General features: G+C 34.7%; 13 protein-coding genes. 4 read left to right on the top strand and 9 right to left on the bottom strand.

The window, feature by feature from the left end:
• Window positions 1-116: 116 nt before the first annotated feature.
• The gene (locus ACFEMA_RS06930) at window positions 117-746 is read left to right on the top strand and encodes a response regulator (RefSeq protein WP_411767345.1); all 630 of its coding nucleotides are present in this window, start codon (window positions 117-119) and stop codon (window positions 744-746) included.
• Here the strand turns inward: ACFEMA_RS06930 and dnaG are convergent.
• On the bottom strand, window positions 743-2,710 hold the full coding sequence (dnaG, locus tag ACFEMA_RS06925; protein ID WP_411767344.1) for a DNA primase: 1,968 nt from the start codon (window positions 2,708-2,710) through the stop codon (window positions 743-745). The genes ACFEMA_RS06930 and dnaG overlap by 4 nt on opposite strands.
• Window positions 2,711-3,029: 319 nt before the next feature.
• On the opposite strand from dnaG, the gene ACFEMA_RS06920 reads away from it, so the two are divergent.
• On the top strand, window positions 3,030-3,446 hold the full coding sequence (locus ACFEMA_RS06920; protein ID WP_411767343.1) for a carboxypeptidase-like regulatory domain-containing protein: 417 nt from the start codon (window positions 3,030-3,032) through the stop codon (window positions 3,444-3,446).
• Window positions 3,447-3,469: 23 nt separating this feature from the next.
• Entirely contained in the window at window positions 3,470-4,483 is a 1,014-nt protein-coding gene (locus ACFEMA_RS06915) for a hypothetical protein (RefSeq protein WP_411767342.1), read from the top strand.
• Between the two features lie 6 nt (window positions 4,484-4,489).
• On the opposite strand, the gene ACFEMA_RS06910 is transcribed toward ACFEMA_RS06915, so the two are convergent.
• The 7 genes from ACFEMA_RS06910 to ACFEMA_RS06880 all read right to left on the bottom strand — a co-directional run bounded on the left by ACFEMA_RS06910 (window position 4,490) and on the right by ACFEMA_RS06880 (window position 11,144).
• Complete coding sequence (locus ACFEMA_RS06910) at window positions 4,490-5,371, bottom strand: pseudouridine synthase (protein WP_411767341.1); 882 nt, start codon at window positions 5,369-5,371, stop codon at window positions 4,490-4,492.
• Between the two features lie 75 nt (window positions 5,372-5,446).
• Window positions 5,447-6,394 (bottom strand): carbon-nitrogen hydrolase family protein, encoded by a 948-nt coding sequence (locus ACFEMA_RS06905; protein ID WP_411767340.1) that lies wholly within the window; start codon window positions 6,392-6,394, stop codon window positions 5,447-5,449.
• Window positions 6,394-7,296, bottom strand: coding sequence for a geranylgeranylglycerol-phosphate geranylgeranyltransferase (locus ACFEMA_RS06900; RefSeq protein WP_411767339.1), 903 nt, complete (start codon window positions 7,294-7,296; stop codon window positions 6,394-6,396). Before ACFEMA_RS06900 ends, ACFEMA_RS06905 begins: the two co-directional genes overlap by 1 nt.
• Before the next feature lie 36 nt (window positions 7,297-7,332).
• Entirely contained in the window at window positions 7,333-8,262 is a 930-nt protein-coding gene (locus tag ACFEMA_RS06895; RefSeq protein WP_411767338.1) for a mevalonate kinase, read from the bottom strand.
• Between the two features lie 20 nt (window positions 8,263-8,282).
• Window positions 8,283-9,398: a diphosphomevalonate/mevalonate 3,5-bisphosphate decarboxylase family protein gene (locus ACFEMA_RS06890; protein ID WP_411767337.1), complete on the bottom strand. Its 1,116-nt coding sequence runs from the start codon at window positions 9,396-9,398 to the stop codon at window positions 8,283-8,285.
• Window position 9,399: 1 nt separating this feature from the next.
• Window positions 9,400-9,933 (bottom strand): DUF1697 domain-containing protein, encoded by a 534-nt coding sequence (locus tag ACFEMA_RS06885; protein WP_411767336.1) that lies wholly within the window; start codon window positions 9,931-9,933, stop codon window positions 9,400-9,402.
• The gene (locus ACFEMA_RS06880; protein ID WP_411767335.1) at window positions 9,930-11,144 is read right to left on the bottom strand and encodes an NAD(P)/FAD-dependent oxidoreductase; all 1,215 of its coding nucleotides are present in this window, start codon (window positions 11,142-11,144) and stop codon (window positions 9,930-9,932) included. Before ACFEMA_RS06880 ends, ACFEMA_RS06885 begins: the two co-directional genes overlap by 4 nt.
• Before the next feature lie 81 nt (window positions 11,145-11,225).
• On the opposite strand from ACFEMA_RS06880, the gene ACFEMA_RS06875 reads away from it, so the two are divergent.
• Window positions 11,226-12,035: a hypothetical protein gene (locus tag ACFEMA_RS06875; protein WP_411767334.1), complete on the top strand. Its 810-nt coding sequence runs from the start codon at window positions 11,226-11,228 to the stop codon at window positions 12,033-12,035.
• A gap of 7 nt (window positions 12,036-12,042) precedes the next feature.
• On the opposite strand, the gene ACFEMA_RS06870 is transcribed toward ACFEMA_RS06875, so the two are convergent.
• On the bottom strand, window positions 12,043-13,284 hold the full coding sequence (locus tag ACFEMA_RS06870; RefSeq protein WP_411767333.1) for a DUF2254 domain-containing protein: 1,242 nt from the start codon (window positions 13,282-13,284) through the stop codon (window positions 12,043-12,045).
• Between the last annotated feature and the right edge of the window lie 23 nt (window positions 13,285-13,307).

Genomic DNA, 13,307 nt, shown 5'->3' with positions numbered 1-13,307 from the left:
AACCCGTATCTCACTTAATTTTTGATTATTTTTGTTTAACAAATCTTCTGTTTTGTTATTCTTGACCATCACTTATTTTAACTAACCAAGATGTATTACATCTAAAAATTAAGGCCATGGTACAAATTTTAGTTGTTGACAATCACCCAATTGTAAGAAAAGGTCTTGAGTATTTTATAAATAACCAAGACAACCTTAACGTTATTGGCAGCCTATCTAGCGGCATAGAAATATTTGAATTCGTGCGCAGGAACAAGGTTGACATGATTATTTCAGAAATAGACCTACCCGAACTTAACGGCATTACAGCACTTAGAGCTATTAAAAAAGAACATAAACATATTAATGTTTTAATGCTCAGTAGTCAGCCAGAGGAAATTTATGCCATAAGTACTTTAAAAGCAGGTGCCTCGGGGTATGTACACAAATCAGCAGGCCTCGACAAAATATCCGAAGCTATAAATACATTGATTGAAGGAAAAGTGTATCTCAGTGAAAAAATGGACAAGCATTATAAGTTTGAAGACACACGCCGAACAAGGACTCGTATGTTCAAGAAACTATCTACAAGAGAGGTAGAAGTATTAAAATTGCTATCTGTCGGTAAGAAAAACAAGGAAATCGCCGAGGAATTACAGATTAACGAAAAAACGGTAAGCACCTACAAGGCGCGTTTGTTCAAAAAATTAAATGTCACTAATGTTATTGACTTAATCCACCAAGCTAAGCACCACGATTTGGCTTAGCCACCAATAACTTTCCCCAACTTACGAGATAGTAACATTTTAAGGCCTACATAATCTTTAACATCTTCAATTATTGATTGATTATCAATGTCCTCTTTTAAGGTTTCGTCCTTAAATGCAGCCACTTTTTGGTCTATTAAGTAACAACGCAGACTTAATATGGTTTGATTTACCAATTGAGAAATGGTATGCTCTTTCTCTTTTGGTATAATATGATTGCGCTCCCAATCGTGCAGATTGTACTTTTCATCTTCCATTAAAATACTGGTCACCATTTGTGCCATATCCTGGTCTAATTGGTTGATGAAATTTTTAGTAGAAAATTCTTCGTCTTGATTAAGACGATCAATCAGGGAATAGTATAAATTCTTAAAACGGACATCACTAAACTGCATTTCGTCTTCTTGAAGATCTAAATAAATTTTCTCGAAAACCCGAGCTTCCTGTATTACTGGCTCTAAAATTAAATCACCCGAAACCTCGTCTTCTTTAAGAACCAAATCTTCAAACTGTTCTTTCTTTTCGCCATATAACAAGAGGATTTCAATGATTTTTCGTTCTAATTCATATTGAATATCAACTTTTTTCTGGGTCTTAGGTTCTGATTTTACAACTTGAAATGCCTGCTGTTGTTTTTTATAGGCTTTATTAGCATCGGTGGCTTCCTTTTTGCTGATTTGTGCGAGTGTACTAAAGAGTACATTTTCGCTAATATCCATGATGCGAGCACACTCTTGTATGTAAACTTCTCGCTTTATCTGATCTGGAATTTTAGCAATGCTGTTAACTATGTCTCTTATGGTTTCAGCCTTTTTTATGGGGTCGTTACTAGAATCCTCAACTAAAACAGACGCTTTAAACTGAATAAAATCTTTTGAATTTTCATTAAGGTATTCTGTGATTTCGTCCAAGGTATTAGACTTGGCAAAACTGTCTGGGTCTTCACCGTCAGGGAAACTACAAACCCTCACATTCATCCCCTGCTCTAGTATTAAATCTATACCTCGTAATGACGCTCGCATACCTGCTGCATCACCATCAAAAAGCACCGTAATATTATTAGTTAACCTATTAATAAGTCTTATTTGCTCGGAAGTTAATGCGGTACCCGATGATGATACCACATTTTTAATCCCTGCTTGATATAACTGAATAACATCTGTGTATCCTTCGACCAAATAGCAATTATCTTCTTTGGCTATGGTTTGCTTGGCAAAAAACAAGCCGTAAAGCACTTTACTTTTATGGTAGATTTCACTTTCTGGAGAATTAAGGTACTTGGCTGCTTTTTTGTCATTGGTTAGTATGCGTCCTCCAAATCCTAAAACCCGTCCACTCATACTATGGATAGGAAACATGACGCGTCCTTTAAAACGGTCGAATCGTTTTTCGTCTTTTACAATAGTTAAGCCCGTTCCTTCGAGATAATCAATGTTATATCCTTTTTTAAGAGCTTCATCTGTAAAGGCTTGCCACTCATCCAAGGCATAACCCAGTTGAAATTTCTTTATCATTTCATCCTTAAAACCTCGCTCTTTAAAATAGCTCAAACCGATCGCTTTTCCTTGGTCTGTTTTGTGTAATATTTTTTGAAAGTAGTTATTGGCATATTCACTCACCAAATAGAGGCTTTCCTTGGTATTTGCCTGTTCCTTTTCTTCATCCGTACGCTCGGTTTCCTCAATCTCAATATTATATTTCTTAGCTAAGTATTTAATGGCCTCAGGATAGGTGAAATGCTCATGCTCCATTAAAAACGTTACGGCATTACCCCCTTTACCACTAGAAAAGTCTTTCCAAATTTGTTTTACAGGCGACACCATAAAACTTGGAGAGCGCTCATCACTAAAAGGGCTTAAACCTTTAAAGTTACTCCCTGCTTTTTTTAGTTGTACAAAATCACCGATGACCTCCTCAACCCGGGCGGTTTCAAATACTTGTGCTATGGTATTTTGTGAAATCATATAACTTCCTGCGAAAGCAGGAATCCAAAGATTATTTTCATGGTTTTTGAACAGTTTCCCACCTACGTGGGAACGAATGGTAAATTTACTATAAACTAAGAGTTTAAAAAATTAATCCTAACGAGTATTTACATTAACCGAACCCTAAATATTAACATTCTTCTTAAACTATGATACGGACATTTTCCTTAACTTTATAGTCTTTAAAGGGTTACTCACTAAAATGGTGATTTGACGTAACAAGAAGTTGTTCTTACTCATTTCTCTTTTTTATTAATCCTTAATACCTATAGATTTGAATGAATCAAAATAAAAAATTATGAAAACGCAAGCATTTACCCGAACAAACCCTCTTAAAGCACTAAGCTTTTTTAGCATTCTAATGATGGCATTGATTTCTTTTAATCCAGCATTCTCACAAGATACTGCACAAGCAAAAACAATTAAAGGTGTTGTCACTACTGACGATGGTCCTCTTTATGGAGCTAATATTATTCTAAAAGGCACCAATGTAGGTACAACTACTGATGAAAATGGAGAATTCACCTTTCCAAGAGCCCTAAAGACAAATGATGTTCTTGTTATTAGTTATTTAAGCTATGAGAAGCAAGAAATAAAAATCACAAACGATAAGAGCTTTTACAGAATAGCTATGACCGACGACTTAATAGAAATCCTTGGTGCACCTGCTTCTGAGAAGCCCTACAAGTCTAAACGTCCAAAAAACAAGCAATAAGACAGCTACTCCTAACTTTTAAAATGAGAGTATTTAAGCTTATTTTTAGCTTTGTCATAATCTTTCAATCACATGCTCAAATTTCTGATTTTGAGCATGTTGATTTTTCAAAGGCAGATAGTATTGCTATTGCCAATAAAAACGAAAGTCTTCGTAATCTTCCTGAACTCACATACAAACTAACTGCTGACTTGGATAGTGATGTTGAGAAATTTAGATCCCTTTTTAAATGGATTTGCACAAACTTATCAAACGATTATGGTCTCTATGTAAGGAATAAGAGGAAACGTTTTCGTTTTAAAGACGATAGTCTCAAACTAGAATCTTGGAATACGGAATTCAAAAAAATAATATTCAAGAAAATGGTCAACAAGAAAAAGACCATTTGTACAGGATATGCCTATCTGTTGAAAGAACTTTCGGATTTAGCAGGTCTTAAGTGCGAAATCGTACATGGTTTTGGTAAAACTAGCACAACCCCTATCGATGAAGATACAACACCAAACCATTCTTGGAATGTTATAGAACTTAACGGAAAATGGTATTTGGCAGACCCTACATGGGCAAGCGGCATTCCAAATCCTGAAACCAACAGATTTGAATTTTATTTTAATGAAGGGTACTTTTTAGCCAGCCCAGAGCTATTTTCTATCAATCATTTTCCACTTGAACAACGCTGGGCTTTATTAAATGAAAAATCACCGGATTTCCAAGACTTTTTGGATGCCCCAATTCTATATGGCAGCGCCTATAGGCATTTAACTGGTATCGCTTCCCCAAAAAAGATGCATAATGAAATCTCTAAAAACGAAAATGTTATTTTTAATTATCAATTATTGACAGCGATAAATGAAGATCAAGTAAAGTTAATGATAGATAGCGGAAGTAACAACAGAGAATTTAAGCCAAAAACCCTAACTATTGACGAAGATCAACTCACTATAGCACATAGATTTGAGCATACAGGCTTTTATGATGTCCACCTACTTATAGATAACAAACTGGTTTCAACCTATACTGTAAAAGTTAATCGTTAGACACGATTAAAGCATCTTCAACGTATTTACCTCTTGATTGGTTAAATGTTTCCAATGACCTCTAGGAATATCTTTCTTTGTTAAATGACCAATAGCTACACAGTCAATTTTAACAATATCGTATTTTAGTTCATCAAATATAGTCCTGAGAATACTGTTGCCCGTATTTTTAATTTTTATGCCTACCTGATTCTTGGATTGTCCCTCAATATAGCTGACTTCTTCTACTTCTAACAATTTCCCTTCAACTTTAAAGCCTTCTTGTATTTTTTTTAGGTCTTCGTACTTTAAATTTTTATCCAATTCAACCTGAAATAACCGCGCTACACCATTTTTAGAATTGGTGAATTTCTTATGGATTTTCTCATCGTTAGTAAATAACAATAACCCCATTGAGTTACGTCCTAATCGTCCAATAGGTCTAATCTTTGCATTGGTAGCATTAGCTACTAAATCCATCACTGTTCTTCCTTTACCTTCGGCGGTTGTTGTCGCAAATCCCTTAGGTTTATTTAAAAGCACATAGGTGTTTGGTTCTGGACTAATGCGGGCTCCATCGAAACGAACTTCATCATCTAACTTCACTTTATAACCCATTTCAGTAATAATATTACCATTAACACTTACTAGACCTATGGCAATATTTTCGTCCGCTTCACGGCGAGAACATACCCCAGAATTAGCAATGTATTTATTTAAGCGAATCTCATCAGGATTTGATGAACTCTTAGCAGTTGCTTTCTTTTTTACTGGAGCATTCCCCCTAGCAAAATTTTTATTCGATTTTTTATTTGAAGGCGTTGCTCCACGGCCTGTACCAGGATTAGCAGCTCTACTCCCTCTTCCTGAAACTTTACGTTTTCCTTTACTTCCTTGATGTCTACTCATAACCTTATAATATACTATTTGAAATTCATTTCCAAATAATTAAGCGGGCAAAGGTACAACAATAGTTGATTTTACCTATTTAAATTCTACAGTACTTTGACGCTCAGTATTAACCATCAACTTTGTAACATCTGGTCTAGAATAATGGCCTACAGGGTCAAAATTTTGTCGCTCCTCGAGTACCCGGCTAAAATCAATATCTTTAATAATTAAACCTTCTTTATTAAGAACCGGCTCAACTATCCATTCCCCATCAGGGCCTGCAATGCAACTGCCACCATTAGCCAAAGTCTCAGGAGCATTTTGTAGGATAGCCTCTAAGTGTGGAGTGCCCTCAGGGAAATCATTTCTCGACATTAAGCTTGAAACCGACACTACATAAGATCTTGATTCTCTTGCAATAAACCGGGTAATATCCTTAGTATTATGGTCACTACCTGGCCATACTGCGATATGTAAATTTTCACCTAAACCGTAGAGTGCAGCCCTTGGTAAGGGCATCCAATTTTCCCAGCAGTTTAATCCTCCAACTGTAAAATCTTTAAGGGAATGCACCTGTAAACCGTTTCCATCACCTGGCGACCAAGTAAGGCGTTCGTCATAGGTGGGTTGCAATTTTCTATGTACGGATTGTATTTCTCCAGTAGAGTCAATATAAACTAATGAAGCATAAATACTATGGCCGCCACGATCTAATGGTCTTTCCATTATTCCTAAATAGATGGCTATGTTATTTTTCTTTGCTAATTGACAAATGGAATTTAAATCTCCTTTTTCAATACAAATTGAATTATTCACATAATGCGCATGTAATTCTTTATTTATAGCCGTATTCCATTCAGCACCTCCTGTAAGAGCGAGCCAAAAAGGATAACCAGGAAGTAAGGCTTCCCCAAATACTATTAATTCAGATTTAGACTCAGCTGCTTCATTTATAGAATTTTCAATTTTTTGCAATGTGGCCTCCTTATTTAACCATATAGGAGCAATTTGAGCCATCGCTATTTTTAAAGTCTTATTCATTATATTCTATTTAAAACTAAATCTATATCTATTAAAGTGATTGAAAACACGCCTGCAAGTATTATAAATTTTAAGGTATTGTGCAGCAACAGATAATGTGTCTTTGTCTTTGATTTCCATAATAATAGTACAAAAAGTAGCATTAAAATGACGCTAGCATAAAAATAATAATACATTCTACCCACCTGGAAATAAAAGACAAGTACTAATGCTGTAATGATGGTTAATAATGCCACTATAGTAAGCATTAATTTAGATAATCTTTCTCCATAAACAACAGGCACTGTGCGATAATTCAGTGCTAAATCACCCTTAATATTTTCTAAGTCTTTGGTCACTTCTCGCATGGACACCAATAAAAACAAAAACAACGCATGGATAAAAATCACCGTCTCGAAGTTTTTATAGTAAATGAAAATGGCAAAGAAGGGTGTTACTGTCAATATAGCTGAGACAATATTACCTGTCATTGGCATTTTCTTTAAACGATGTGAATAAAACCAAATAGCAAATATGTAAAGTGAGAAAAAGACAACTGCTTTAAACGACACATAGCTGGCAAATATGATGGCCAAGAAATTTAAGACAAAATAGAAAGACAATTTGGTGTTTTGACTGACTAAACGATCGAGCATTGTTTTATGTGGACGATTGATTAAGTCCTTTTCTGAATCATAAAAATTATTGATAATGTATCCTGCAGCAATAGTAGCCGAAGACGCCAAAACCAACATCAACAAATTCAAATCGAATAGTACATTTTTAACTGGCTTATCGTGTGCAAAAATGTAAACTGAGGCTAAATATTGTGCAATAACTACAACGAGAATGTTATAGCCACGAACTACTGAAAACAGACCGAACAATTTTTTTAAAAAATACTTTTGCTTTTTGTTCGGCATAAAGACAATTTAGGATGTTTATCTCATAGAAGGTTCCTAGAAATTATAAACCACTTCTAGCTTATGATCTTTTAAAGCAGCTTTAGCTTTATCTATATTTTCGGTAAAGCCTAGGATATAACCGCCACCACCAGATCCGCATAATTTTAAATAGTAGTCATTACTCTCTAAACCTTTTTTCCATAAATCATGAAATGCTTTAGGGATCATAGGTTTAAAATGATTCAACACCACTTTAGATAATTGTTTGGTATTTTTAAACAATGATTTTACGTCTCCTTTCAAAAAGTCTTCTACACAAGCGTCAGTGTGCTTTATGAATTGATCTTTCAACATTTTTCTGAATCCTTCCTGCTTCATGTTCTCCATGAAAATACTGACCATTGGAGCTGTTTCACCAACAGAGCCACTGTCTAATAAAAACACAGCACCTTTTCCATCTGTAGCTTGTGAGGGAATCCCTGTGGCTTCAATATTGTCTTGAGAGTTAATAAGAATAGGTAAACTTAAATAACTGTTTAAAGGGTCTAAACCAGAGGACTTACCATGAAAAAAAGACTCCATTTCAGAAAATATAGCCTTTAATTTCAATAATTTATCTCTTGTTAGATTCTCTAATACCGTGATTTTATCTTTAGCATATTTGTCATAAATAGCAGCAACCAATGCTCCACTACTTCCTACCCCATAACCTTGAGGAATTGATGAATCAAAATACATTCCGGACTGAATATCGTCATTAAGCGAATCTATATCAAACTCTACCAAGTTCGCATCGATTTTTTTTAAATAATCTGCAAATTGCTTGAGTTTGTTATTGGATTGTTTTGCCGAATCAGATAGATTGTCATCTAATTTCAGTGCACCGTTGTAAAAGTTATAAGGAATTGATAATCCCTTAGAGTCTTTGATAATTCCGTATTCGCCGAATAACAGAATTTTTGAATAAAAAAGTGGTCCTTTCATAGTATTTGAGATGAGTAAAGTTACAAATGTTTTGCACCATACCCAACAGTATCACAAATATAGTGACCGTTTTGGCAATATGCAACTAACTCTGTCTTAATGAAATCTAAAACTTTTTCCGCCTCAGCATCCGGATAAAGGAGATGAACATTTGCACCAGCATCCAAAGTAAAACACAGTTTAGACCCTGTTTTAGCTCTGTAATTCCAAACAGAATTTATAATTTCCAAAGTATTTGGCTTCATTAAAATAAAATAGGGAGAACTCGTCATCATCATGGCATGTAGCGTTAAGGCTTCACTCTCCACAATGTTAATAAACTGATCTAAGTCACCATTCTTGAGAATGGTCGCAAGTTCACTTAGATTATTATGTGCCTGTTCAAAACGTCTTTCAGAAAATGGGTGGCCATGCATAAGATTATGGCCCAAAGTGCTACTGACTTGTTTTTCGCCTTTATCGACTAACAGTATGGTATCCTTATAATTTTCAAAATTAACATGAATATTCTCGTTAAACTTCACGCCGTATAAGTCTGAACTATGTTCTATTTCTTCATGACTTCCCCATACCACTAAAGGCCCTTCAATACTTCTACAGGCACTTCCAGATCCTAATCTTGCTAAAAAAGAGGCTTTTTGGTTAAAATAGTGATTTGATTTCTCGGTGCCGCTTCGAGCAGCCTCAGCGACCAAACCCTGAGTAACAGAAAGTTGTTCTTCAATACTCATTAAACACAACGCCAATGCACTCATGCCAGAAGCTGAAGATGCAATGCCCGAACTGTGTGGAAACGTATTTTTAGTCTCTATTTTGAAATGATACTGTCGCAAAAATGGTACATAGGGCTCTATACGTTCAAAAAAGGTTTGAATTTTTGGCTTAAAGGCTTCATTTGCTTCCCCTTCAAAAAATACTTCAAAACTAAAATCATTCCCTTCTTTTTTTGAAAAGGTAACCTCAGTAATGGTTTTACATTCACTTAGCGTGAAACTGATTGACGGGTTTTCGGGAATTTGATTTTTTTTCTTGCCCCAATATTTTACCAAGGCAATATTACTCGGCGATTCCCATGTCACCTTTCCATTTTCAACACTAGTATCAAATCCTTTTAAGATAAAGTCTTGTTCTGTCATCTCAATTAATATCGGACAAAGATAATAACTTTAGCATGGTATTATAGTTTCTTGCGGTAGCTTCTGTATTCAAGATTTTTTCAAAATATTTAAGGTTGAATTTTGTCTGGCCATAGCCTTTAGAAGGGTACAAATAAATGCACTCCTTAGCAATCCTAAAATCATCATCTGGGTACTTTTTTTGTGAAGCAATATCAATTAATTCCTTTGAGGGTTTCTTTTTAAAAAGAATAAAATAGCTTTTTGCTTTCTGCTCTTCTACAAATGGACAGTTTTCAAAAATAAGGTTTAATTCTTCTCTTGTTTTTACTAACACAGGAACTTCAAAACCAAATGTTAAGGCAATCTCTTTTTCTATCGCTTCTTCAAGTTTTTGGACATCCTCCTCGATGGTTTGAAACACCACATTACCACTCTGTATATAAGTTTTTACATTTTCAAATCCCACTTTAGAAAGTAATTCTCTTAAATCTGCCATTGGGACTTTTCTGTGTCCTCCGACATTAATTCCTCGCAAAAGTGCTATATATGTCATAAGGTTATATGTTGTGCAACAATATAAGCGCTTGTCCAAGCATTTTGAAAATTGAATCCTCCCGTCACCGCATCTACATTGATAACCTCTCCCGCAAAATATAATTTCGGCACAATCTTGCTTTCAAAGGTCTTAAAATTAATCTCTTTTAAATCTACACCACCTGCAGTAACAAACTCTTCTTTAAACGTACTTTTACCATGTACTTGAAAAATAGCTTTTGTTAGTTGATTTGCTAAACTTTCTATCTCTTCCTTATTAATATCAGCCCAACGCTTTTGGTCATCGATACTAGCAGCCAACACTAATTTTTGCCACAGCCGCCTAGGAATTTCAAACTGCGGAAATTTATAAACTGTTTTTCTGGCAAGGGTGCTTTTAATTGACTTTAGTTCATTTACCGCATCTTCAAAAGATAACTTTATAAAATTGACTTCAATTCTAAATTTGTAATTACATTCAGCAAGTTCTACAGCACCAAAGGCAGATAGTTTCAATATAGCTGGAGCGCTCATACCGACGTGTGTTATAAGCAATGGCCCTTCTGAATGCAGGTCTGTATCAACAACTTGAACTGATACATCCTTGACTACCACACCAGGAATTTCAGCAATTCGCTCATCATTAATATCAAAAGTAAAAAGAGAGGGTACCGGGTTAACAATACTATGCCCTAAGTTTTCTAATAGCTTCCAGATTTTCGGGTTACTACCGGTAGCGACAATAACTTTATCAGCAAAAATCTCTCCTTGGTTTATTGAAACCCTGAAAGTTTCTTCACTTAAAGAAATATCTTTTACGGAAGTATTATAGAGCACTTCAACATTATTTTTTTTGGCCTCAGACAAAAAGCAATCGATAATGGTTTGAGAGTTATCTGTAATCGGGAACATCCTCCCGTCCTCTTCTATTTTTAGTTCAATACCACGTTCCTCAAACCAAGCAATAGTATCTCCCGTCATAAACGTATGAAAAGGCCCTAAAAGTTCTTTCTTACCTCGCGGATAATTCTCAATGAGTTCTGAAGGAATAAATTCAGCATGGGTTACATTACAGCGTCCGCCACCAGAAACTTTCACCTTTTGTAATCCTGTTTTACCGCGCTCAAGAATAATAACACTCAAACTTGGATTATGAGTCGCAATATTAATCGCAGCAAAAAAACCGGCTGCACCTCCCCCAATAATGACAATGTCTTTTTTTTTGCTCAATTTATTTTTAAAGAAATATTATGAAATTAATCTTGTTATTCGCCTTTGCTTGGGCTATTTTGAATTTTTAATAAAATTACAATGTTCTACAGCAATAGACTAATCATACTCCTTTTTATTCTTATCTCCTGTCATACGGGGAAACTCACACTACTGGGAAGTATAAATAGCGGCTTAAAGGAAGTGTCAGCAGCTGAATTAGTTAACGGTTCTAATTTGGCTTGGGTCATAGAAGATAATGGCAATGCTAACAACCTTTATGGTTTGACTTATGAGGGAAAAATCGAAAAATCTATTGACATCATTAATTCCGAAAATGATGATTGGGAAGACCTCACGTCTGATGAGAAAGGAAATATTTATATCGGTGACTTTGGAAATAATAGTGAAAGCAGACAGCATTTTACAATTTATAAGGTCTCAAAAAATGACTTGAAAAAACAAGACGTAAAAGCTGATAAAATAGAATTCACACTACCGAAGAAAAAAAATTCTAGAGACTTTGAAGCCTTTTTTTTACTAAACAATCATTTTTATATTTTTAGTAAGGAACATAAGGAAACAACGGTATATAAAATCCCAAATATCGAAGGGAAACATAGAGCAGAATTTGTACTAAAACACGATTTTAAATCCAAACATATTAGAATTACCTCAGCAGATATTGCAACCGACGGCACAATAGTGTTATTAAACCATAAAAAAATGTGGTTGCTAAAAGACTATCCCGAAGATCAATTTTTTGATGGTAAAATTGAAGAAATAGATTTTAACCATAACTCACAAAAAGAAGGCATCTGTTTTTTTCCTAAAGAAAAGAATGTTTTAATCAGTGACGAACGTAAAGGCGCTGATGGGGGTAATTTCTATCTACTGAAAATCAAGGATTAAAATCTAATTATTTACTCTTGTCATAGAGTTTTTCAATCATTATTAAATCCTTTTCATTATTGATATTTTGCTTTGCGTCGTATAACAGGCTTTCCATTTCAGACATAATGATATTCTTATATTGAGGCTCTGCATGCTCCTCAGCGATGGATAAGGCGCTTAACATTTGAAACAATTTCCGGATTAATAGCACGTCATTTTTACAATAGGTTCTCAAAGATGCCATGACCGAATACATAAGTGTTTCAAAATTTAAACTTTTAATAAAAATAATGGGGTGCCCATCGTCATTTCGATATACACTTGTATCTCTTTTTTTTAGCCTTAACCTAAACAGTTCAGTAAGGTAGTCAATAGCATTAATAGCAGTTCCGGGATCATTAATGCCGGGTGACATGGCCTTAACAGCGACTTCTGTAATTTGTTTAAACGCCAATACATAATTCTCTTCTATCAGTTCTCCTTTAGAAAATTTAAGGGCATCGTAAATATCCTCTATTAATTCATCATCGATTGATTTATTGATTTTGAGTATTGCATTTCCTTTTAGCACAAAAGATCCTTTTATGAGAAGTGTCTCAATTTTTAGGTCATTCGTCTCACAGATATTTCGCAAATAAGGAAAATTAGCATCTTGAAAATACCCTGTTTCCATCGAATTTAAAATTATCCACTCATTAGTGTCTTCCATTTCAAAATCTTGGTTTTCGTGTTCCAGTAAATAGGATAAGCGATTTTTAGCTTTTAAAAATATTTTAGAAAGAATAGTGCCGACTTGGATTTCTTGAGAAATAGAATGGACAAAATAAATGAATGCTCCTAGACATGTCGTCATAAATAAAATCGACAACAATACCGAAAACCCTGGTAATTGATAAGTGTCTCCTGTAGGCTCAATAGTTATTAGGGTAAAAATACAATACAATAAGCAGGCATTGTAAATCCCTAAAATATATTGGTGCCTTCGATTAGAAATTAAACCTGGCAAAACCCGTGGTGAAAAATTACTTGACGCCTGATTTAAAAGTATCATTACCATTGAAAAACTAAAAACCATAATGGATATTAAACCGGCAATAAATGTGGTAAGAATAACTCTTGCTGTATCAATATTGTTAATCACCAGCCAAGGCACATGCTCCACAAGGTATTTTGAAACACCTACATTTTCTGCATAAACCATAAAAAAAGCAAAAAAAGCACCGAAAAGACTAAAGATAGTTGGGTAAAAAGCAATTTTACTTTTCAAGTTTAGCAAGTACCCAGATATTT

The organism is Winogradskyella sp. A3E31 (assembly GCF_046720935.1).
In the GTDB taxonomy this organism is placed as follows: Bacteria; Bacteroidota; Bacteroidia; order Flavobacteriales; family Flavobacteriaceae; genus Winogradskyella.
The sequence above is the reverse complement of the archived record's forward strand: the minus strand, read 5'-3'. Positions and strand labels throughout refer to the sequence as shown.